This is a genomic window from Luedemannella helvata, assembly GCF_039528415.1.
In the GTDB taxonomy this organism is placed as follows: domain Bacteria; phylum Actinomycetota; class Actinomycetes; order Mycobacteriales; family Micromonosporaceae; genus Luedemannella; species Luedemannella helvata.
Window position 1 is genome coordinate 1 of sequence record NZ_BAAALS010000048.1, and the last position, 22416, is coordinate 22416.

At 68.5% G+C, this 22416-nt stretch carries 14 protein-coding genes; 4 read left to right on the top strand and 10 right to left on the bottom strand.

The annotated features are described in order from the left end of the window. Nucleotides 1–200: 200 nt before the first annotated feature. From ABD191_RS27270 to ABD191_RS27310, 9 genes are all read right to left on the bottom strand, one after another. Nucleotides 201–2600, bottom strand: coding sequence for an RICIN domain-containing protein (locus ABD191_RS27270; protein WP_425560889.1), 2400 nt, complete (start codon nucleotides 2598–2600; stop codon nucleotides 201–203). Nucleotides 2601–2611: 11 nt separating this feature from the next. Then, entirely contained in the window at nucleotides 2612–5023 is a 2412-nt protein-coding gene (locus tag ABD191_RS27275; RefSeq protein WP_344088290.1) for an RICIN domain-containing protein, read from the bottom strand. Between the two features lie 33 nt (nucleotides 5024–5056). Then, nucleotides 5057–6571 carry an arabinofuranosidase catalytic domain-containing protein gene (locus ABD191_RS27280; RefSeq protein ID WP_344088293.1) on the bottom strand — a complete coding sequence of 505 codons (1515 nt, stop codon included), beginning with the start codon at nucleotides 6569–6571 and terminating at the stop codon, nucleotides 5057–5059. A gap of 16 nt (nucleotides 6572–6587) precedes the next feature. Then, nucleotides 6588–8549 carry an alpha-L-fucosidase gene (locus ABD191_RS27285; protein ID WP_344088296.1) on the bottom strand — a complete coding sequence of 654 codons (1962 nt, stop codon included), beginning with the start codon at nucleotides 8547–8549 and terminating at the stop codon, nucleotides 6588–6590. A gap of 95 nt (nucleotides 8550–8644) precedes the next feature. Beyond that, nucleotides 8645–9946: a CE1 family esterase gene (locus ABD191_RS27290; protein ID WP_344088299.1), complete on the bottom strand. Its 1302-nt coding sequence runs from the start codon at nucleotides 9944–9946 to the stop codon at nucleotides 8645–8647. 206 nt (nucleotides 9947–10152) lie between these two features. Further along, nucleotides 10153–11334, bottom strand: coding sequence for a mandelate racemase/muconate lactonizing enzyme family protein (locus tag ABD191_RS27295; protein ID WP_344088302.1), 1182 nt, complete (start codon nucleotides 11332–11334; stop codon nucleotides 10153–10155). A gap of 1 nt (nucleotide 11335) precedes the next feature. Then, nucleotides 11336–12163, bottom strand: a complete 828-nt coding sequence (locus tag ABD191_RS27300) for a carbohydrate ABC transporter permease (RefSeq protein WP_344088305.1) — start codon at nucleotides 12161–12163, stop codon at nucleotides 11336–11338. Then, nucleotides 12163–12579 (bottom strand): carbohydrate ABC transporter permease, encoded by a 417-nt coding sequence (locus tag ABD191_RS27305; protein WP_344088328.1) that lies wholly within the window; start codon nucleotides 12577–12579, stop codon nucleotides 12163–12165. Before ABD191_RS27305 ends, ABD191_RS27300 begins: the two co-directional genes overlap by 1 nt. A 551-nt stretch (nucleotides 12580–13130) precedes the next feature. After that, complete coding sequence (locus ABD191_RS27310; RefSeq protein ID WP_344088307.1) at nucleotides 13131–14369, bottom strand: ABC transporter substrate-binding protein; 1239 nt, start codon at nucleotides 14367–14369, stop codon at nucleotides 13131–13133. A 203-nt stretch (nucleotides 14370–14572) separates the two neighbouring features. Between ABD191_RS27310 and ABD191_RS27315 the strand changes: the two genes are divergently transcribed. Further along, nucleotides 14573–15319 (top strand): FadR/GntR family transcriptional regulator, encoded by a 747-nt coding sequence (locus ABD191_RS27315; protein WP_344088310.1) that lies wholly within the window; start codon nucleotides 14573–14575, stop codon nucleotides 15317–15319. An 85-nt stretch (nucleotides 15320–15404) separates the two neighbouring features. Here ABD191_RS27315 and ABD191_RS27320 read toward each other — a convergent pair whose 3' ends face one another. Continuing rightward, nucleotides 15405–17270, bottom strand: a complete 1866-nt coding sequence (locus tag ABD191_RS27320) for a family 43 glycosylhydrolase (protein ID WP_344088313.1) — start codon at nucleotides 17268–17270, stop codon at nucleotides 15405–15407. Nucleotides 17271–17864: 594 nt separating this feature from the next. On the opposite strand from ABD191_RS27320, the gene ABD191_RS27325 reads away from it, so the two are divergent. The 3 genes from ABD191_RS27325 (at nucleotide 17865) to ABD191_RS27335 (ending at nucleotide 21931) form a co-directional block, all read left to right on the top strand. Continuing rightward, nucleotides 17865–19502, top strand: a complete 1638-nt coding sequence (locus ABD191_RS27325) for a CocE/NonD family hydrolase (protein WP_344088316.1) — start codon at nucleotides 17865–17867, stop codon at nucleotides 19500–19502. 35 nt (nucleotides 19503–19537) lie between these two features. Then, on the top strand, nucleotides 19538–20488 hold the full coding sequence (locus tag ABD191_RS27330) for a PaaX family transcriptional regulator (RefSeq protein WP_344088319.1): 951 nt from the start codon (nucleotides 19538–19540) through the stop codon (nucleotides 20486–20488). 117 nt (nucleotides 20489–20605) lie between these two features. Next, nucleotides 20606–21931: a cellulose binding domain-containing protein gene (locus ABD191_RS27335; RefSeq protein WP_344088322.1), complete on the top strand. Its 1326-nt coding sequence runs from the start codon at nucleotides 20606–20608 to the stop codon at nucleotides 21929–21931. Nucleotides 21932–22416 lie beyond the last annotated feature (485 nt).

Consider the following 22416-nt stretch of genomic DNA (forward strand, 5'->3'; position numbering starts at 1 on the left):
AGACGATCGACCCGTGCAACCTGCAACTGCTCTACCAGGGCAAGAACCCCAGCGCTGGTGGTGACTACAACAACCTGCCGTGGCGGCCGGGTCTGCTGACCCTGCAACGGTAGGTCCTGATCGACCATTGACGATGCCCCGGTGGGCCGGACACCCGTCCAGCCCACCGGGGCATCGTCATAGCCGCGCCGGCAACAACCCTAGGTGCGGCTCCACCGCTGGTTGCTGCCGCCGTTGCAGGTCCAGATCGCGACCGCGGTGCCGTTGCCGGTGGCGCCGCCGGTCACGTCGAGGCACAGCCCCGACTCCACGCCGACGATGGTGCCGTCGCTGTTGAGGCGCCACTGCTGGTTCGCGCCGCCGTTACAGGTCCAGATCTGCACCCGGGTGCCGGCCGTGGTCGCGTGCCCGGGTACGTCCAGGCACTTGTTGCCGTACACGATCAGCTGGTTGCTGCCCGTGGACGTCCACTGCTGGTTGGCGCCGCCGTTGCAGTCCCAGATCGTCAGCTGCGTACCGTCGGTCTGGCTGGCGTTCGGCACGTCCAGGCACCGGCCGGAGCCGACGCCCCGCAGGACGCCGCTGGACCCCCCGGTGCTGCCGGTGCCCGGGGTCACGGTCAGGTTGTCGAACTGGGCGGTGATGCCCTGCCCGGTCGCGTAGCCCACCTGGCCGGCGCCGGAGGTGTAGTCGGTCACCGTACCCACGGCCGTACCGTTGATGGTGGCGGTGATGGTGGCACCGCTGAACTTCAGCGCCACGGTGTGCCACCGCCCGGTGCCCAGTGCCGCGACGCTGCCGCTGGCCAGCGTCCGCACGTTGCCGCTGGTGTTGTTGCTCAGGATCGACCACGCCCCGCTGGAGTTCACCCGCAGGTAGTACGCGTTGAGGTTGGCCGGTGCCTGGAACTGGTACGCGGCCGCGCGGCCGATGAGCTGGGCGTACCCGGTCTTCTCCAGCATCACGTCGGAGGAGACCGTGTAGTTGGTCCAGCTCAGGTCGCCGAGCAGCGTGTACGGCTCGGCCAGTTGCGACGTCCACTTGATCGGCGTCTGCTCCGACATCTGCCGCACGCACCGCCCGGACCGGTCCCCGCCACAGGCCACGATCTCGAACGAGCCCTGCTGGTCCATCAGGTACCTGGCCTCGCTGGCGACCGCGTAGCTGTCGAAGGTGTCGCTGTACGGCAGCGGGAGCGCGCCCTGCGCGGGACTGGTGGCGGTGCCCTTGCCCTGCCCGCTCGTCGTGGTGATGCTGTAGACGTAGCCCGGCTGGACGGTCAGCGAGAAGCTGCCACCGGACGGGGTGATGTCCGCACCGCGCACGAAGTGGTCGGCCGGGTTGTTGGACCGCACGTTCGTGGACCAGACCCGCACGGTGCCCTGGGACAGGCCGCCGGTCACCGTGAAGTTGACCGTCTGGGCACCGCCCGCGTCCATCGTCTCGATGATGGTGCTGTAGTCACTGCCGGTGGGCGAGCGCAGCGACACGTAGCTGCCGTTGTTGCGGTTGCCCTCCAGGTAGCCGCTGGAACTGTCGAGGTAGCGCCAGCCGGGGGCGGTGAACTGCGTGGTCTGCGCCATCACCCACGCGTTCTTGCCGATGGAGTAGTAGCCGGACCACGGCTGCGGGGCGACCGCGACACCCATGGTGGCCCACGGGATGTTCGGCGTGATGGCGGCGATGATCGGCCAGTTGATGTAGGCGGTCATCTTGCCGTCGAGGTAGCCGCGGTTGATGCCGCGGGCGACCGCGTTCGCGCCGGCGTTGTAGTCGTCGGACCCGTTCTCGCTGGCCCACAGCGGCTTGCCGCTGTTCACCGCGTTGCCGGAGCTGGGGCAGTTGGTCTGGGCGCTGCGGTACCCGCACACGTAGTGCGAGCCGTAGACCGCCACCGCCCGGCCGAACGCGGGGTCGCGCAGGGCCTCGTCGGCGGCACCCCAGCCGAAGTCGTCCGAGGCGACGATCTTCACCGCGGAGTATCCCCGGGAGTCGAGCGTCGACCGCAGGTTCTTGTACCAGGTGGCGTTGAAGCCCTTCTCGTTCCAGCCGCCGAGGTAGTCGACCGTCAGGCCGTGGGAGGTGGCGCAGCCGAGCCAGTTCACCAGGTAGTTGATCGAATCCGTGGTCCAGAAGTCGCTGCCGATCCAGCCGGGGGCGCCCCACGTCAGACCGACCAGCCTGACGTTGGGGTTACGGGCTTTGGCCTGCTCGGCCAGCCACCACTGGTACCCGCGGTTGCAGTTCACGACGCCGCGGGTGTGTTCGTGGCTCGGCTCGGCGCCGGACGTCGTGTTGGTGTCCCCGCCGATCTCCAGCTTGAGCAGCTGGACAGCCGCGCCGTAGCCCGGCTTGAACAGGTAGTCCAGCAGCTGGGTGCGCTGCGGCTCGGGATAGTCGATGAGCAGCCGGCTGTTGCCGCCGCCCCCGCTGATGGCGCCGACGCCGTCGAACACCCGGCCGCCGGACGAGCCGTTGATGGTGATCGACGTGGCGGCCTGCGCCGGCGCGGCCGCGACGAGCGCTCCCGCGCTGGCGGCGACCACCACCATGACGAGTGCCAACGCGCCTCTTCGGCCGCGCGTCAGTTGAGTCTTCATGCGGTCCGTCCTCATCGGAGAGTCCACTGCTGGTTGGTCTGGTTGTTGCAGGTCCAGAGGATGATCTTGGTGCCGTTGGTGGTGGCGGCGCCGTTGGCGTCGAGGCAGAGGCCGGATTGCACGCCGGTGATGGTGCCGTTGGTGTTGAGGTTCCACTGTTGGTTGGTCTGGCCGTTGCAGTCCCAGATGATGGCCTGGGTGCCGTTGGTGGTGCCCTGGCCGGAGGCGTCGAGGCATTTGTTGCCGTAGACCTGTAGTTGTTTGTTGCTGGTGTAGGTCCAGGACTGGTTGGTCTGGTTGGAGCAGTCCCAGAGTTGGACCTGGGTGCCGTTGGTGGTGGTGGAGTTCGGCACGTCCACGCACCGGCCCGACTGGCCGCCGACGAGCTGGCGGCCACCGCCCGGCGGCGTCGACGTCACCGGCGGCGAGGTCGTCGACGACGACTGGACGCCGGCCGATGCCATCACGGCCTGCGCACCGGAGGGCCAGTTGTTGTTCGAGACGGTCACGTTGCCGGAGACGACGTTGCCGCGGTCGCCGTTGGTCACGTTCGTGCTGCCGTTGGTGCTCCAGTTGTTGGTGACCGTGAAGTTGCCCATGTTCTCGGCGTAGTAGTAGTTGGCCGTGGCCCACGTGCCGGTCGAGGAGAACACGTTGTTCGTGGCGGTGAAGTAGCGGGAGCCCTCGTCGAAGTAGAGGCCGAACCAGCCGTTGGTCCGCAGGCAGTAGTTGTCCCGGATCAACCCACTCGGGTGGTTGGACAGGGTGTAGATGCACCCGCCGTCGGTCATCTGCTGCATCACGTCATGGATGTAGTTGCCGATGAGCCGGTTGTTCGACGCCGTTGTCGGGGTGGAGTAGCGCGGCTGATAGTTGTAGAGGCCCCGGTTGGCGTAGTGGTTGCTGCCGCCGGCGTCGTTCGCGCCCCACCCGTACCCGATGGACATGCCGGTGTACGGCATGTTGTAGACCTCGTTGTACGACAGGGTGGCGTTGGTGACGTACGTCGTGAAGGCGGACACCACACCCCGGTAGTCGAGCCCGAGGTCGTGCATCCGGTTGTTGGTGATCGTGATGTCCCGGTTGACCATCCGCTGGTCGCTCGGGTGGTGCGCGTCGGCGCGCACGCCGCCCACCACGATGCCGCCGGCCGCGTTGCGCGCGATCTCCGAGCGGCTGACCGTGATGTTGCTGGCGCCCAGGCCGACGCCGCTGGCGTGGGCGTTGGCGTCGTTGCCGATGCCGATCGCGGTCTGGCCGAGGTTCACGAACTGACCGTTCGTGAAGGTGATGTTGTTGGCCGCGGAGACCTGGACAGCGGCGGGCATCTGGCTCCAGTTGGGCCGGGCGGCCTCGAACTGCTGGCAGCCCTGGTTGCAGGATCCGAAGGTGGGCCACGACCAGTTGCCGGAGATGTAGGAGCCGGTCTGCTGGTCGGCGTAGCCCTGGTTGCTGCTGGCGCCCAACCAGCTCGTTCCCGAGAACGTGATGCCGGAGAACGTGATGTGGTGCGCCGGCGCGTCGTACGTGCCGCCGACACCCACGAGCGACTGCAGGACCGGCAGCTCCACGTTGACGCTACTCATGTTCTGCCCCGACAGCGGGATGTAGTACAGCGTGCCGGTGCCCGTGTTGACGTACCACTCGCCCGGCGAGTCGAGGAACTCGTAGGCGTTCGTGATGTAGAGCGGTCCGGCGCGGTGCGGGGCGTTGAACACGTCGTACCCGAAGTTGTTGTTGCTCCAGCCCGGCTGCTGCATCGTGATGGTGTTCCCGCTGATGCTCTGCACGGAGACGTACCGGTCGGTGAACGAGTTGACGCTCTCCACCTGGACGCGGCTCTGGTTGGCCACGTTGTTCAGGTAGTTCAGCGCGCTGTTGGAGAACCGCATCCCGGAACTGGTGAACGTGAAGTCCGAGCGGTTGAGCGTGGTACGCGCCCGCACGGCCTGGGCGCCGTTGACGTAGAGCTGGCGGGGGTCGACGCCGGTGCCCACATTGGCGCGCCAGATGTTGCGCCCCGAGTCGGCCACCGACCACCCGGTGACCGCCCGCGCGCCACTGATCACCGGCCGCGCGGACGGGGCGGCCTGCCAGGTCACCGTACGGCCGTTGGTGCCGGAGTCCGCCGCGGTGAACCGCAACGGCGCCGACAGCCGGTACACCCCGTCGGCGAGTTGGACGACGATGTCGTCGCTCATGTTGGCGTTGATGGCGCGCACCGCGGACTGCGCGGTCGACAGCGAGCACGGCTCCGAGGCCGAACAGGCGGTGCCGGAGCCGGACGGCGCGGCATAGAGCGTTGTCACCGCCGCGGACGCGGGGGAGGCGAGCGCCACGACGACTCCCGCGGCGACGACGCACGCCGCGGTCACGCCGGCCAACGCGGCCCTGCGTCTCGGGGGGGACGTGGATCGGAACATGGGATCTCCTGGGAATGTGAAAGGTGGTGACGACTAGCGGTAGCCGGCGGCCACGACGTTGGCCTGTACCGCGTTCTCGGTGGCGTCGGACGGGTACCCGGCGACCATGGCGCCCTCGTAAAACGTCCCGGCGCTGAGGTTGGCCCCGCCGCCGGGCTTGCAGCAGTCCCCGCCGCTGCCGAGGATGATCGCGCCCTGCTTCTTCATGGGGCTGTATCCGTTGGGCAGCGCGCCGTCCCACAGCGTGTAGAGGTTGCCGGACTGGGCGTTGCTGCCCTTGATGGCGAAGCGCGTCGCGCCGTTGTTCTTGAGCGTCGCCGTGACGAACTTGCTGGTGAAGGCCCGCTGGTTGGGGTTCCAGGACTGGCTGCCGCCGGGGTAGAGGCCCCATTCGAGGTCCGCCTGGACCCACGGCCCGGTCCCGGAGCAACCGCCGAACCAGCACTGGGTGCTGAAGTTGATGGCGTCCATCGCCCCGGCGGCGTCGGCCGATCGGGTCGTCTCGCTGTTGCCGTAGTCGAAGCAGCAGCCGCCGTTGACGTGGGTGCCGCTCGTCACCATGTACATGCCCTCGGGCGCCGCGCCGGTGGGTACGCCGGTGAGGTGCCCGTCACGCCAGTAGCTGTTGCCCGGGTTGATGTAGAGCGAGTACGCCTTGGCGCCCCCGACGGTCAGCGACTCGGAGGTCGCGACCGCGGGCCTGCTCGACGTCGAGCCGGGCACGACGCTCGAACCCTGGTACCACAGGTCGTTGCCCCGGCCGGACTGGTCGTAGACGACCGTGATGACGCACGTCGTGCCGGAGCAGAACGAGTCCTGCGTGGCGGCGTTGGCGGTGCCGCCCGCGGTCAGGACGCCGATGTTGCGGGTCGTGTTGTCCGAGGACCGGCGCACCTGGTAGAGGTTGCCGGCGTAGGAGCGGTAGAGCGCCCGGGTGGTGCTGTGGGCGGCCACGCACGGCGTGCCGCCGGCACCGTAGATGTCGCAGGGACCGGAACCGGGCGGCGGCGTCGACGGCGGAGTGGAAGTGCCCTGGGTCCACTGCTGGTTGGTCTGGTTGTTGCAGGTCCAGAGGATGATCTTGGTGCCGTTGGTGGTGGCGGCGCCGTTGGCGTCGAGGCAGAGGCCGGATTGCACGCCGGTGATGGTGCCGTTGGTGTTGAGGTTCCACTGTTGGTTGGTCTGGCCGTTGCAGTCCCAGATGATGGCCTGGGTGCCGTTGGTGGTGCCCTGGCCGGAGGCGTCGAGGCATTTGTTGCCGTAGACCTGTAGTTGTTTGTTGCTGGTGTAGGTCCAGGACTGGTTGGTCTGGTTGGAGCAGTCCCAGAGTTGGACCTGGGTGCCGTTGGTGGTGGTGGAGTTCGGCACGTCCACGCACCGGCCCGACTGGCCGCCCACGATCGGCGTCGGCGTGCCGACCGTCGCGGCCGAGGCGACGCCGTGCTGGGTCGCCAGGGCCACGCCGGCGGCGGCGACGGTCGTGAGCAGCACGCCGAGCACCGGCGACCATCGCCGGCTTCGGCCATTGCGCTTGAGCAAGGAGGTCATGACGGTTTCCTTCGCGTCAGACGGCCGTGATCGTCCACTGGTTGTTGGTGCTGTTGTTGGGCGTCCACAGGCACACGGTGGAGCCGACCGAGCCGTTGCCCATGCCGTCCAGGGCGGTGTTCGTGCCCCGGTTGATCAGCTGGTAGCGGCCGTTGCCCAGGCTGGCCAGCCGCCACTGCTGGTTGTTGCCGCCGTTCCAGGGCGCCTGCCGGGCGTTGGCGCCGTTGGCCGTGTTGCCCCAGCTGTCGGCGACCATCCCGTTGGTGCGGTTGACGATGCGGTGGTAGCCGTTGCCCAGGTCGACGAGCTGCCATTGCAGGTTCGTGCTGCCGTCCCAGTTCCACTGCTTGAGGACGGAGCCGGACGCGACATTGCCGCCGCCGTCGAGGACCAGCCCGGTCGTCGCGTTCGCGATCCGTACGTAGCCCGTGATGCTGCCGGCGCCCAGCGCCGGGATCGTCCCGGCGAAGGTCAGCTTCACCACGTAGGCCGGAGCGCTGAAGGGTGCGCTGGACGGCAGGGTGACCCGCAGCCCGCCGCCGTCCTGGGTGCGGTTGGGCAGGTCGAGGTAGCTGCCGGCCGCCGAGCCGAGCAACTGCACCGACGTCAGCGAACTCAGGTTGATGCGGTTGGCGTTCAGGGTGGTGATGTTCAGGGTCGAGCCGGGCCAGCCGAGCACGGTCGCGTACAGGACGCGGTTGTCCTTGCTGCGGGTGAACCGGATGTCCTGGGCGGTGCCGGCCCGCGGCGTGGTGAACGAGCCGCCGCCCATCTGGGTCGGTCCCTCGCCGAAGGCCGACCAGGCGCGGGTGGCGTAGAGGGACTCGCCGAAGCGCCTGAGGTAGTCGCCGATGCCGAGCAGGATGGCGCGCTGCCCGCTCGGAATGGTGCCGTCGGCCATGGGCGCGATGTTGAGCAGCATGTTGCCGTTCTTGCTCACCCGGTCGATGAGCGAGTGCAGCATCTGGTTGAGCGAGTAGTAGCCGATGCCGACCGTGTAGCACCAGCTGGAGCTGGAGATGCTGTCGTCGGTGAGCCAGTACGGCGTCTGCAGGCCGGCGGGTCCGCCGCGCTCGTAGTCGAACACCTCGCCGTTGGTGTTGAACCCGTCCTTGTACGTGGCGACGACGTCCTTGTTCCAGGCGACCGCGCGGTTGTAGTAGTACGACAGGAAGTTGAGCCGGTACGACTCGGGGATCTGGTGGAGGTTGAAGTCCTGCCAGATGACGTCCGGCTGGTACCCGTCGATGACCTCGCGCAGCTTGTCGTACCACAGCTGGTACTCGGCCGTGTTCCCGAGCTGGCCGTAGAGCTTTCGCAGGCTGACGTCGGACTGCTGCGGCACCCACTGGTAGAAGCCGGTGAAGTTGTACGCGTGGTGCATGGCGACGAGCAGCTTGAGGCCCTTGGCCCGGATGGCGTCGGCGTGCAGCCGCAGCAGGTCCAGCCGGGGCCCCCGGGCCACCGAGTTGTACTCGTTGACGGAGCTGTTCCACATCGAGAACCCGTCGTGGTGCTCCGCCACCGGCCCGGCGAACCTGGCGCCCGCGTCGACGAACAGTTGTGCCCACTCGTCGGGGTCGAAGTTGCCGCCGGCCGACCGGAGCTTCGGGGCGAACTGCACCCAGTTGCCCGCCCGGTCGCGGGCGCCGTTGATGAAGTTGTGGTACGGCCACGCCGACGGGTCGCCGTACACGCTCCTGTGGTGGTTGTTCTCGCCCGAGCCGTTGTTGTACATGTTGCGCGGGTACCACTCGTTGCCGAAGGCCGGCACGCTGAAGGCACCCCAGTGGTAGTAGATCCCGAACTTGGCGTCCTGGAACCAGTCGGCCGCGGGCGGGTGCTGGTCGACGGAGGACCAGGTGGCGGTGTAGCTGCTCGGTCCGGCGGTGGCCTCGGCCGCGCCGGCCCGCCAGACGCCGGTGGCGGCGGCGGCCCCGGTGATCCCGGCCGCCGCCAGGAGTCGTCGCCGGCTCATGCCGAATGAGGATGAGGGCATGACAGTGCCTCTCAGGACGAAGTGGTCAGTGAGTGGACGTCCACGGCTGTGAGCGTTAACAACCGCGTCGAGGACTACGGGCTGGTGCAGGTCAGCGACGGGTTCGTGGCGGTGCCGTTGGCGAGGAAGCCGAACGTCGTCGAGGCGTTGGCCGACAGGGACCCGTTGTAGGTGGTGTTGGCGACGGACACGGTCGAGCCGCTGGTGGTCAACGTGCCGTTCCATGCCTGGGTGACCGTCTGGCCGCTGGCCAGGGTCCACCGGACCGTCCAGCCGTTGATGGCCGCGTTGCCGGCCGTCACGGTGACCTCGCCCTGGAAGCCGCCGGGCCAGGAGTTCACCGTCCGGAAGCTGGCCGTGCACGAGGCGCCGGAGGCCGGTGTCGTGGGCGGCCGCGAGGTGGCCGGCGCGGAGGTCGGTGGCCGTGACGTGCTGGGCGTGCCGCTCGTCGGTGGGGTCGAGGGCCCGCTCTGGAACTGCGTGAAGAACTTCCAGACCTCGTCCTTGGTCCAGGTGCGCCAGCCGTCGCAGTTGCATCCGTCGATCGGGCCGGGCGTGTGGCCGCCGTCGAACGCCGCCCAGACGACCGGGTATCCCGACCGGCATCCGGTGTAGGCCGTGACCCGGTGCGACAGGCTTCCCGCCGCCGGTTCGGGCGGGTTCTGCGCGGTACAGCCGTTGTTGCGGACGAACCGGTCGCGCAGCGACCGCCCGTTCGAGATGTTCAAAACGTTGTCCTGAAGGCCGTGCAAGCCCATGTACGCGATCGGCTGGGTGCCGCCGTCGCATCCGCTGAGCTGCGCGCCGGAGTAGACGGCCACCGCCCGGAAGACGGTCGCCCGGGCGCACGCGATCGCGTAGCTCATGCCGCCGCCGTAGCTGAAACCCAGGGCGAACAGCTGGGTGGTGTCGACGCAGAGGGCTGCCTGGATCTGGCGGACCAGGTCGTCCACGAAGACGAGGTCCTCGCCGCCGGAGTTCGCCCAGCCGTTGTTGAACCCCTGCGGGGCGACGAAGATCGTGCTGTTGTTGGCCTGCGCGCGCAGGCCGTAGTACGACCAGTTGTAGCCGTCGGTGCCGCCCGAGTCGACGTCGTTGGCGGTGCCGCCCCGCCAGTGGAACCCGAAGATCAACCGGTACGGCCGGTTCATGTCGTAGTTGTCGGGGATCCTCAGGATGTAGCTGCGGCTCTTGCCGCTGGTCTGGATCGAGCGCTGACCACTGGTCAGCGTCGGAGCTTTGCCGCAACCGGCGGTCGCCGCGTACGCGCTCGGCGCGCCGCCGCCGACGGCCTCTTTGAGTACCAGCACGCCGGTCACGGTCACAAGCAGTGCCGTGGCCACGACTGACCCCATGATCGATCTTCGTCTCGACATCCCTGCGCTCCCTACCTCAATGGCGGAAAATCGCTATACGTAAGACGTCCGACGTTACGATGGGATTTCATGGAGGTCAATGGATTGCGTCCGCGACCTGCGCGGCGGCTCCCCGATAACGAATCGCCGTGAGGTCTTTGTGGGTCATCTGCCCCGCCGGGACGGCCCGGTCACCCGCGTAGAGCGCGCGGTGCATGCGTCCTCCCTCAGGGGTGCGGGCGGTTGTCGACCGTGGTCAGGTCGCGGGCGACCGCCAGCAGGCGCTGCCCGGCGCGTTCCGGGCGGACGTTGGGTCCCTCGGCGGTCGTGACGCCCGGTCGGTGGCGCGCCAGGGCGATCGCAGGCTCGTCGACCGTGATCCCGAGACCTGGCGAGTCGCCGAGGACGAACCCGCCGCCCTCGATGCGCAGGTCCAGGGTCACCCCGGTCGGCGGGCGCAGGTCCTGCAGTTCGCTGACCAGGTGGTTGGGCACGGAGGTCGCGGCGTGCAGCAGTCCGATCGGAACGTTGCCGACCGGACTGACCGGCAGGTCGTGGGCGTGCGCCAGGGCGGCGACCCGCAGGAAGTGGGTGACGCCCCAGACGGCGGCCGTCTGGACGATGTCAACGGCCCCGGCGGAGATGAGGGGCCGGAACTGTTCGAGCCCGGTGAGGTTCTCCCCGGTGGCCACGGACGCGCGCACGCCACGGCCGACGGCGGCCAGGCCCTCCGCGTCCCAGCGCCGCACCGGCTCCTCGATCCAGGTGAGGTCGACGACGCGCTCGATCTCGGCGACGTGCCGAACCGCCTGCTTGCGGGTCCAGCATTCGTTCGCGTCGAGCATCAGCGCGGGGCGGGTCCCGGCCGCGGATCCGGCGAGGACGTCGCGCACCAGGGTCAGGCGGTGCCGGTCGCGCTCGACGTCGAGCCCGCCTTTGATCTTCGCGGCGTGCAGCCCGTGGTCGGCGTACTCGCGGTACGCCGCGACCAGCTCGTCATCGGACAGGCCGATGCACAGGCCGGAGGCGTACGCGGGAACCGTCCGGTCCCGGCCGCCCAGCAACCGCCACAGCGGCTGGCCGACCGCCTGCGCCTTGATGTCCCACAGGGCCGTGTCCAGCGCGCCGATCGTGCCGAAAACCCGGCCCGCGTGGCCGGCCTTGAAGGTCTGCCGCAGCATGCGGTCGTAGAGCGCGGTCACCGCGCGGGGATCCTCGTTCTCGATCGCGGCGAAGACCGACTCGATCTCGACGTGCGGCCCCAGGCCCACCCCGGTGATGCCCTCGTCGGTGTCGACCAGCACGATCGGCACCTGGGTGATCCCGTCGGCGAACACACCGTTGGCGTCGCCGACCGGGCGGCCCCATCCCTGGACGGTCGTAAGTGTTCGATATCCCGTGATGCGCATGTCAGCCCTTCGTGGAACCGGCGGTGACACCGTCGGCGATCTGGCGCTGGAGGAACAGGTAGATCGCCAGTACCGGCACCGCGGCGACGAGGACTCCGGAGGCGAAGGTCGGGATGTCCGCGGAGTACTGCCCGCGCAGTGAGGTCACCCCGACCATGAGGGTTCGGTGCTCGGCGGACGGCATCATCAGCAGGGCGATGAGCACGTCGTTCCAGCAGAACAGGGCGTTGAGGATGCCCACGGACAGCAGTGCGGGCCTCCCGATCGGCACCATGATCCGCCGGTATATGCCGTACACGCTGTTGCCGTCGATCCGAGCCGCGTCGATGATTTCCGCCGGGACGGTGCGGTAGTAGCTGGTCAGCAGGAAGATCGTGAAAGGCAGGAACTGCGCCACATAGGCCAGGATCAGACCCGGGTACGTGTCGATGAGGCCGGTGTCGGCCATGACCCGCGCCAGGGGCACCATGATCACCTGGAACGGAATGAACAGCGCCGCGAGGCAGCCCAGGAACAGGGCGGACGACCCGCGGAACCGTAGTTGGCTCAGCGCGAAGCCGGCCATGGACCCGAACAGCAGGAGCAGCGCCACGGCGAACGTCACCACGACGACGGAGTTGGCGAAGTACCGGCCCATGCCGACGCTCGTCCACGCCGTGACGATGTTCTCCCCGCGCACGGATTCGGCCAGCGAGAAGCGGTCCAGGATGTACTCCCGGCGCGTCTTCATGGCGACGTTGGTGGTGAACAGCAGGGGATAGATCGTCGCCAGGGCGAGCAGTCCCATCGGGACGGCGGCCACCCAGGCGCTGCGCCGTCTGCGGGGCATCAGTCCTCCCGTCCCGCCCGCCGCAGCAGGTTGACCTGCAGCAGCCCGACCAGCAGCATGATGAGGAAGAGAACCGTCGAAGCGGCCGACGCCAGGGCGGGCCGGTTCATCTGGCCCTGCTGAATCCAGATGTAGTACTCCGGCAGGTACGTCGAGCCCTCCGGGCCACCGCTGGTCATGACGTAGAGCAGGCCGAACATGGACGTCAACATCCCGATCATGGTCGTCACGCTGACGAACTGGATGGTTCGCGACAGCCCTGGGATGATCACGTGCCGGATGGCCTGCGGCAGCGACGCCCCGTCGACCCGGGCGGCGTCCAGCAGCGAGCTGTCCAGCGTGGCGAATCCGGCGAGGAACACCACCAGGGCCATGCCGAAGGTCGCCCAGACGTGGACGCCGACCACGGTCAGCATCGCCACCCGTGGATTGCCGAGCCAGTCGACGGGCCCGAGGCCGACGGTCGACAGCGCGGCGTTGACCGGCCGGACCGTCGAACCCCAGCAGCAGGTTGAAGATGGCGCCGACGATGACCGGCGAGAGTACGGCCGGGAAGAAGTAGACACTGCGGTAGAACCGGTGGCCGGGCACGCGCAGGTGCAGGAACGTGGCGAGCAGGCCGGGAATGGCCACCGCCACCGGCAGCAGCAGGACCAGCAGTCCGACGTTGCGCAACGCGGTGACGAACAGGGGGTCCTGAAAAAGGTGGGCGTAGTTGGCCAGGCCCACCGCCGTACCGTCGCGTTCGCCGTCCCCGGTGAAGGAGAAGTTGACGCCGAGCGCCAGCGGCCACAGCCGCAGGACGACAATGATCACAATGGCCGGAGCCACCAGCAGGTACGGCGCGAGCCACTCGGATCGCAGCTGCCTGCGGCCCCGCCGGGACGGCCGTTCGGCGGCTGCCCCGTCGGTCCGCCCGGCCGACGCTGGGCGGACCGACGCGACCCGATCCCGGACAGGCACGGGATCAACCCGTGGTGTCGGAAGCGGCCAGCTGGTCGACCGCCTTGTCGACCGTGGTGGATCCACTGAGCAGTTGCTGCGAGAGACGGCCCATGAGGTCCACCGTCTTTGAGGAGAGGGCCACGTGCAGGGCGGGCTTGCCGGCCCTGAGGTCGGCCACGATCGTGGCGACGGCCGGTCCGCCCTTGGAGACGTCGATCGTGACGTCGGAGGCGATCGCGCCGGCATCGGTGTGGAACGCCGTCAGCGCGTCGGTAGAGGTCAACGACCTGACGAGGTCCGCGGCGAGCTTCGGGTCCCCGGTCGACCTCGCGACCGCGTAGCCGATGCCGCCGTCGTAGGCCAGGCTCGACACCGCGCCGGCGGTGACGACCGGCGCCGTCATGACGCCGACCTTGTCGGGCGGGATGAACTCGCCGAAGTCCTTCCAGTGGCCCACGTCCGACATCAGGCCGATGATGTGCGCCGCCTTGCCGGATTCGAACAGGGCGAACGCGTCGTTGAACATGGCTGTCGAGTTGGCGCCCGCGGTGTTGAGGCCGTCGTCGTTGACCTGCTTCCACAGGGCGAAGAGCCGCTTGACGTTCGGGGAGCGCCAGTCGCGCTTGCCGGCGATCCAGTCGGTGTACTCCTGGGGCGTGAGGACGCCCGAGCCGAGGCCCGACATGAAGAACTGGATGCCGATGCCCTCCTTGTTCCCCTGCGCGAAGCACTTGGCGCCGGTGGCCCTGGTGATGGCGGCGCAGTTGCTGACGAACTCGCTCCACGTGGTGGCCGGCTTGTCGGGGTCGAGGCCGGCCTTCTCGTACAGGCTCTTGTTGTAGTAGATCGGATGTCCCTGCAAGGTCACGGGCGCGGCGTAGACCTTGCCGTCCTTGACGAAGGCGTCCCAACCGGCCAGCCGTTCGCGGTCGCCGGCGAGGTAATCGTCCAGCGGGAGCAGTGACGCGGACCGGTCCCGGATCTGGCCGCCCCCGTTGAAGAGCATGACGTCAGGGCCTTGACCGGCCTGGATGGCGGCGCCGAGCAGGGTGTAGTACTGGTCGAACGGCTGCGCGACGAACTCGACGGTCGCGCCCGGATGCTTGGCGGCGAAGTCGGCCTTCGCCTTCTCGATGTAGGACGCCGCTGTCTTGTCGCCGGACTTCCAGTCCCAGACGACCAGTGTGCCGCCTGAACCGTTGTCCGAGGATTTCGGTCCGGCCGCGCTTCCGCAGCCGGCCAGTGCCAGCGTCGCGACCAAGGCGGTTGACCATAATGCGCGGTGCTTCATGGCTGCCCACTCTCTAGGCGGTGTCGGGACGGATCGATGGCCGTCCCGAGATGGGCGAAAACGTAACTCGTATGACGTCTGCCGTCAACACTGTGCCGTACACTGATCGTCTGGCTGTGGCTCGCCCACGGCGGTGATCCGGAGGGAACATGAGGTCAGCGCAACAATCGGCGATGAGCGTCACCGAGCCTCCGGCGTGGACCCGACGTCCCACCAATCTGGCTAAGGCGATCACCGCCGAAATGGTCGACCGGATCGTCCGTGGTGTTCATCCGCCGGGGACATCACTGCCGCCCGAGCCGGCACTGTGCGAGACCTTCGCGGTGAGCCGGACAGTGGTCCGGGAGGCGGTGAAGATCCTCCAGGAAAAGGGACTTGTCCAGGTCCGGCAGGGTAGTGGCACCATCGTGACCGATCCGGCCAGCTGGAACATGCTCGACGAACTTGTCCTCGCGGCGACGATCAGCGAGGACGCGACGCTGTCCATCCTCGACGACGTCGTCGTCACCCGGCGCCTCCTCGAGGCCGACATGGCGAACGTCGCCGCGCGCCTCGCCGACGAGGCGATCCTCGCCCAGCTGCGGAAACTGGTCGACCGGATGGACGAGCTCGTGCACGACCACGTCACGTACGAGGAGGTCGACCGCGACTTCCACGACACGATCATGCGAGCCTCCGGCAACCGCATCGCTCGGGGCGTCGTCCGGTCGCTGGAGAGCCAGGTCATCAACAAGGCCCGCTACGTCGGTCGCACCGAACGGGCCCTGTGCGAGGCGTCCAATCGTGGCCACCGGGTCATCTACGAACGCATCGCCGCGAACGATCCCGCCGGCGCCGCCGAGGCGATGTTCACCCACATCACCGAGGCCTGGCTCGTCCGTCGCGGCGCGCCGGGCGATCCCGTCCGGCTGCAACGCTGACGCGCCGTCGCTTGACCGCGCCATGTTCCCCTCCAAGCCGGCTGCTCGCCGGGCCGGTTGAGCCCGGCGAGCAGCCGTACGTGCGTTACGGGCTGGTGCAGGTCACGGACGGCGAGCTGGCCGATCCGTTGGCGAGGAAGCCGAACGTCGTCGAACCGCCGGCACCCAGTGAACCGTTGTATGAGGCGTTCGCCACCGAGACGGTCGACCCGCTGGTGGTGAGCGTGCCGCTCCAGACCTGCGTGATGGTCTGACCGGAGCTGAGGGTCCACCGGACGGTCCACCCGTTGATGGCGGCGCTGCCGGCGGTGACCGTCACCTCACCCTGGAAGCCACCGGACCAGCTGTTCGTGGTGCGGTAGGCCGCGCTGCACGCCGCGCCGCCCGCAGGCGTCGTCGCCTGCCGGGTCGTGACGGGCGCGCTGGTCACCGGCCGCGTGGTCGGCACCTGGGTCGTCGGCACCTGCGTGGTCGGCACCTGCGAGGTCGCCGGCGCCGACGTGCTCGGTGGCGCCGAGGTCTGCGTCGACCCGCCGCCGGCGAACTGCCACCAGTTGAGGTTGAACAGCGACCCGCTCCCGCCGGTGAAGCGCAGGTACAGATCCTGGGTGCCGGTGGCGCCGGAGACCGGGCAGGAGACGCTCGTCCAGGTCTGCCAGCCGCCGGTGCCGGGAACCGTGCAGGTGCCCACGAGCGTTCCGGTCGCGCCGCCGAGCCGCAGCTCGATGCGGCCCCCGCTGGTGGCCGACGCCACCCGCGCGGTGAACGACGACGCGCCCGTACCGAAGCCGACGCCCTTGACCTTGATCCAGTCCCCATTGTCGATGAAGCTGACGTTGCGGCCGCCCTCGCTCGCGACCTCGGTCTCCACGCCGGAGGAGAAGGCGACCGTCTCGGCCTCCTGGCGCACGTACGGATCGAGCGTGCCGATCTGCGGGGCGCCGTTGGTCGTCATGGTGATGGTCGGGATGGTGCCGTCGGCGTTGTAGGTGAACTTCTCCACCGCGACCGAGCGGGTGAAGCCGCCGCCGCCGGGCAGTGCCCCGTTGTGGTAGAAGAAGTACGACCCGCCGTTGAAGTCGATGATGCCGGCGTGGTTGGTGAAGCTGGACCCCTGCGTCGGCATGATGGTGCCGCGGTAGGTCCAGGGCCCGGTCGGGCTCGGCGCCGTGGAGTACGCGATGAACTCCGAGCAGCAGCGCGCGGCGAACACCATGTAGTACAGGCTGTTGCGCTTGTACAGCCACGGGCCCTCTTCGAACAGCGTGGGCCGGTTGGCGTCGCCCGTACGGGTCCCGAACCCGGTCGTGGTCAGGTTGACCTTCGTCGGGCTGCCCGAGTACGAGGTCATGTCGGCGTTCAGCTTCACGTACCACAGGTCGGGGTTGCCCCAGTACAGGTACGCCTGGCCGTCGTCGTCGATGAACACCGTCGGGTCGATCTGCCCGTTCTCCACCAGCGGGCGGCCGATCGCGTCCGTGAACGGACCGGTCGGGCTGTTGGCCACCGCGACGCCGATGGCCATCCGGCCGGTCGACCGGTTGACCATGGGCACGTACCAGTAGAACTTGCCGTTGCGGTAGATCGCCTGCCCGGCCCACGCGTCCTTGCTGGCCCAGCTGAAGTTGGCGAGGCTGAGCGGCGAGCCGTGGTCCTGCCAGTTCACCATGTCGGCCGAGGAATAGACGCGCCACTCCTTCATCGTGAACCACGTCGAGTTGTCCTCGTCGTGACCGGTGTAGAGGTAGACGCGTCCGTTGTGGACCAGCGGCGCCGGGTCCGCCGTGTAGATCGTCTGGACGATGGGGTTGTCGGCCTTGGCCACGCCCTGCACTGCGGCGAACAGGACGACGACGCTCAGCAGACTGAGCGCCGCGGCGAGGACGCGCCGGTACGGCCACGAGCCGACGGCCGATGGCGCGGTCCGCGTCCACCGAGATTGTCCGGTCATCGCGGTTGCCTCCTACGGATTGTCGCGAGGGGAGATGTGAGCGCTAACATCCCTGGTATGCATTGGCGCATCTGACGGTGGGATATGCGGTCGAATGCGGTGACCCGCATCGGATGCGGACGCTGCCATACGCGTCAATGGTTCTCAAGGAGAGAGCTGCGGCGGCGCGCGTTCATCCGCGTCGAGAAGCGGTGGTTTCGGTGCGGCGACCAGCCTTGCTTGCATCTGTTGCGCGCCGCGCGACGTCGATCAGAATCGCGGTTCGGGATGGTGAAACTTCCAGCCCTGGTTTACCCGCGACTGCGAAAGTCCACGTGAGATAACGGTTCATTGGAAACACGTCTGCGCAGCACGTGATCGAGTGGTTCGGCGACCACCGCATGGGTCCTTGGATAACAGAAACCGAAAACATCAATTTTGCATTATCGATACGTCACGTCGGCCCGGAAACGCGTGCTGCCGACGGTCTTAATGGAGCGCGCGCAACCAGTCCGTGGTACCGGCGTCCCTTGACACGGGATGGTTTTGTCCCAAAGCTATCCTCCGATCGGGGGACGAGGGAGCACAGATGATCACAGCGGTTGGCGCCGGCCGATGAGCAGCACACTGAAACCAGGCCGGCAGGCCGCTGCCCGGGCGGCGCGGCGCACCCTGCGCGTACCGATGGACGACGGCGTCGAGCTGGTCGCCGACCTCATCGCACCGGTCGGCGACGTGGACCCGCCGTTGGCCACGATCATCATCCGCACGCCGTACGGGCGCCGGGCCGTGCGGCCGGTCGCTCAGGAGCTGGCCCGGGCGGGGTTCACCGTTCTCGTGCAGAGCTGCCGGGGCACCGACGGGTCCGGCGGCACGTTCGTGCCGCAGGTGCATGAGCAGTGCGACGGCATGGCGACGCACCGGTGGGTACGCCGCCAGCCGTGGTTCACCGGCACGGTCGCGACCTTCGGCGAGAGTTACCTGGGGTACGCGCAGTGGGCGGTCGCCGGACGGATGTGGCGGGAGGATCCCGACAACGCTCCCGACGCCCTGTGCCTGAACGTCACGATGGCCGACTTCGGCGCCATCACCTGGGACAACGGCGCCTTCTCGTTGGCCAACGCGCTCGGCTGGTCGCGCATGATGGATCTGAAGGGCCTACGCGGAATGCTGGTGCGGGCGCGACTCGCGCTGCTGCCCGACCGCAAACTGAGCGAGGCGTTCGACGTCCTGCCCCTGTCCGATGGGGACTCCGTCGTCGCGGGCCGCCCGATCAGCTGGTACCAGGACTGGCTGGCCCACGAGGAGCTGACGGACGAGTTCTGGACCCAGCAGTCGCACACCGCGTCGGTGCCCGACGTCGCAGCCCCCGTCTACATGGCGACCGGCTGGTACGACATCTTTCTGCCCTGGCAGCTGCGCACGTACGCGCAACTGGCCGCGGTCGGCCGCCCGCCACGGCTGACGATCGGTCCGTGGGGCCACTCCAGTCCGGAGAACCCCTTTGTCGATGAGTCGGTGGCGTTCCTCAAGGAACACTTCGCCGGCGTGCCCACCACCCGCCGCGCCCCGGTGCGCGCCTATCTGACCGGGGCCGGGCAGTGGTACGACCTGCCCGCGTGGCCACCGCCGGGCACGGCGGCGCAGCCGTGGCACCTGCACGGGTCCGGGCTGCTCGACCCGGCCGGCCCGGCCGGCGGCAGCACCCGCTACACGTACGACCCTGACCAGCCGACTCCCGCGGTCGGCGGGCCCAGCCTGGGCGGAGCCGCGGAGCCGATCGACAACAGCGACCACGAACGCCGCCCCGACGTCGTCGTCTTCCGTAGCGCTCCACTGGGAGACGCGGTCGTCATCGCGGGGGAGCCGGTCGCCCGCATCCGGTTCCGGTCCACCGCCGCCAGCGCGGACGTGTTCGTCCGGATCTGCGATGTGCACCCCGACGGCCGTTCCCTGACGGTGTGTGACGGCATCCGCCGGATCGGCAGTGTCGGCACCGCCGCGACCGACCCGCGACCCGACGACGACGGCTTCGTCGAGGTGGAGGTGCCCCTGTGGCCGGCCTTCCATCGGTTCGCCGCGGGGCACCGCATCGGCGTGCAGGTCAGCTCCGGCGCGCATCCCCGCTACGCGCGCAACCCCGGCACAGGCCAGCCGGCCGGCACTGCCGCCGATACTGTCCGGGCTGATCAGGAGATCTCCCATGACCCGGCCGCCCCCTCCAGGATCGACCTGCCGGTATGGGAGGCGTGAGTTCCGGCGACCACGGTGTGGTGCGAGCTGACGAGGTGAGCGGGCGAGGACCGGATGGCGTCAGCATCCCCAGGCCCCAGGCCGGTCAGAACCCCCAGCACCTGTTGGCCACGTTGCTCGGTGAGTACTTCGACTCGCCGGAGGCTGACCTCCCGTCGGCCGCGGTGGTCGCCATGCTGCGGGAGTTCGGTATCAGCGAGGCGAGCGCGCGCTCCGCGCTGTCGCGGCTGATCCGCCGTGGTCTGATCGCCACCCGCCGGGTCGGTCGACAGTCGACGTATCACATCACACCGCAGACGATCGCCAGCCACCGCGCGTACATGCACCGGTTCCTGACCTTCGGCGCCGAGCCGCCGCCGTGGACGGGCGACTGGACGGTCGTCGCGTTCTCACTTCCCGAGCCCGGGCAGGCGCACCGGCACCATGTTCGCAAGACGTTGGGTGCTCTCGGATTCGTGCGGCTGTACGACAGTGTCTGGATCAAGCCCGGGCGCGAACCGCAGGCGCCGCGCCAGGCGATGAGCGCGATCCTGGCCGACGTGGAGCGCGCCCGGTGGTCGGTCATGTGCGCACAGTTCGACGAGGAGTCGGGTCCGCACGGGCCGGCCGCCGCCTACGACCTCGACTGCCTGGCCACGGCCTACCGGGCCTTCATCGATCAGTACAGCGGCGTGCGTGACGCCGTCCACGCCGGTGAGGTCGACACGGCCCAGGCGTTCGTCGTGCGCACCTCGGTGATGGATTCCTGGCGCTCGCTCGTGCTCATCGACCCCGACCTCCCCGAGCATCTGCTCCCGGCACCGTGGCCGCGCCAGCACGCCCGCGAAACTTTCTTGGACATCCATGCCGCGCTCGGTCCGCTCGCCGAGGCCAGACTCGTCGAGGTGGCCACCCCGTACTGGCCGGCCGCAGCGTCCTGGGTCAACCATTTCCGGCTGGCGAAGGACTCCTCACTCGGCATATCGGGCGGGACCCGCGACGCGTGACACCGCCCGCTCACCGTAGCCGGGGCGCGATCACGAAAGTTGACACTTGTCGTAACGGGCGTAAGCATATCTGCAAACATCGACCTCGTTCGTTATGCGTCCCATCGGAGGAACGAGATGAACTACGCCCGCTTCCGACCCCGATACGTCCTGGCCTGCGCGGCCAGCCTCGTGCTGGCATCCGGGGCCGCCATCCTCACGACAACCGCAGCTCAGGCCGCCACGGGTTGTCGGGTCAACTACGTGGTGTCGAGCGCGTGGCCGGGAGGCTTCGGCGCGAACGTCACCATCACCAACCTCGGCGATACCGTCACCAGCTGGCGCCTCACCTGGTCGTTCGGTGCCGGGCAGACGATCACGCAGCTGTGGAACGGCTCGGTCAGCCAGTCCGGTGCGCAGGTCAGCGTCGCCAACGTCAGCTACAACGGCACCATCACCACCGGTGGCGAGACCCAGTTCGGTTTCAACGGCGCGTGGAACGGGACCAACCCCGTCCCCACGGACTTCGCGCTCAACGGCACCGCCTGCACGGGCTCGGTCGGCACCTCGGCGGCGCCGCCGACCAGCGGCCCGGTCGTGACCAGCGCCGTCCCCACGACGGCCGGCCCCACGACGGCTGGCCCCACCACAGCGGGCCCGACCAGTAGCGCCCCGACCAGCGGACCGACCACCAGCCGGCCCCCCGCGTGCACCACTCCCGGCGGCGGCTCCGGTCCGTACCCGGCGGGTTATGAGACGTCCGGCAGCCTGCCCAACCACACCATCTACCGGCCGGAGTGCCTTCCGACCGAGAAGCTGCCGGTCCTGGCGTGGTCCCAGGGAGCCTGCTCGGCCAACGGCACGGCGGCGCTCAACTTCCTGCGCGAGATCGCGTCGCACGGGTTCCTGGTGATCGCCAATGGCAATCCGAACGGCTCCGGCTCCTCGACGGCGTCGTGGCTCACGCAGTCGATGGACTGGGCGGTTGCCGAGAACGCCCGGCAGGGCAGCAAGTACTACGGCCGCCTCGACACCAGCAAGATCGCTGTGGCGGGCTTCTCGTGTGGCGGGCTGGAGGCGTACGAGGTCTCCAACGACGCGCGCATCACCACGACGGTCATCTTCAGCAGCGGACTGCTCAACGACGCCAACGATTACCAGCTCAGGCGGCTGACGAAGCCGATCGCGTACTTCATCGGTGGGACCAGCGACATCGCCTACCCCAACGCCATGGACGACTGGGGCAAGCTCCCGTCCGGACTGCCCGCGTTCATGGGCAACCTGAACGTCGGACACGGCGGCACCTACGACCAGTACAACGGTGGCGAGTTCGGTCGCGTCATGGTGCTCTACCTGAAGTGGCGCCTGAAGGGTGACCAGAACGCCGGCCGGAACTTCGTCGGGTCGAACTGCGGCCTGTGCGGCACGCAGTGGCAGGTCCAGCAGAAGAACCTCACGCTCTGACGCCACTGCCGGCGTAGCACGGACGCCGCGCCCATCCGCCGTGCCGCCGCCGTTTACCCGGTGGCGGCACGGCGGATTGCCGTGCGCAGACCCCTGGCCAGCAGGGCGAACGCGCCCGACTGAGCTATTCATCGTGAACGCTTGACAGTTATCGTGACGGAGGTGAAGCTTAGTGCACATCAATCGATTATCGAAAGTTTTCGACATCGTAATCTTGCCATACATGGGGGCTGCTGGCCTGACCCGTTAGGGGTCGGCGTAGGCAGGGCAGATTACGGACGGCACATCCAAGGGCACGTTCGGTGGTTCCTCCCACGAGAAACTGTCGATAACCGATCGATGGGCACGACTGCACGGTTCCCGGTGATCGTTCCGTTGCGTTCCAACGGCCGCCACCCCCACCAGGAGGAAGTACGTACATGAGCGACGTCCCCGTCCACCAGCCTCGCGGCAAACGTCGCCGGCTCAGAATGCTGATCGCCGGT

Coding starts and splice junctions, on each gene's coding strand:
- ABD191_RS27270 (WP_425560889.1), bottom strand. CDS start 2,600: ATGAAGACTCAACTGACGCGCGGCCGAAGAGGCGCGTTGGCACTCGTC.
- ABD191_RS27275 (WP_344088290.1), bottom strand. CDS start 5,023: ATGTTCCGATCCACGTCCCCCCCGAGACGCAGGGCCGCGTTGGCCGGC.
- ABD191_RS27280 (WP_344088293.1), bottom strand. CDS start 6,571: ATGACCTCCTTGCTCAAGCGCAATGGCCGAAGCCGGCGATGGTCGCCG.
- ABD191_RS27285 (WP_344088296.1), bottom strand. CDS start 8,549: ATGAGCCGGCGACGACTCCTGGCGGCGGCCGGGATCACCGGGGCCGCC.
- ABD191_RS27290 (WP_344088299.1), bottom strand. CDS start 9,946: ATGTCGAGACGAAGATCGATCATGGGGTCAGTCGTGGCCACGGCACTG.
- ABD191_RS27295 (WP_344088302.1), bottom strand. CDS start 11,334: ATGCGCATCACGGGATATCGAACACTTACGACCGTCCAGGGATGGGGC.
- ABD191_RS27300 (WP_344088305.1), bottom strand. CDS start 12,163: ATGCCCCGCAGACGGCGCAGCGCCTGGGTGGCCGCCGTCCCGATGGGA.
- ABD191_RS27305 (WP_344088328.1), bottom strand. CDS start 12,579: ATGCTGACCGTGGTCGGCGTCCACGTCTGGGCGACCTTCGGCATGGCC.
- ABD191_RS27315 (WP_344088310.1), top strand. CDS start 14,573: ATGAGCGTCACCGAGCCTCCGGCGTGGACCCGACGTCCCACCAATCTG.
- ABD191_RS27320 (WP_344088313.1), bottom strand. CDS start 17,270: ATGACCGGACAATCTCGGTGGACGCGGACCGCGCCATCGGCCGTCGGC.
- ABD191_RS27325 (WP_344088316.1), top strand. CDS start 17,865: ATGAGCAGCACACTGAAACCAGGCCGGCAGGCCGCTGCCCGGGCGGCG.
- ABD191_RS27335 (WP_344088322.1), top strand. CDS start 20,606: ATGAACTACGCCCGCTTCCGACCCCGATACGTCCTGGCCTGCGCGGCC.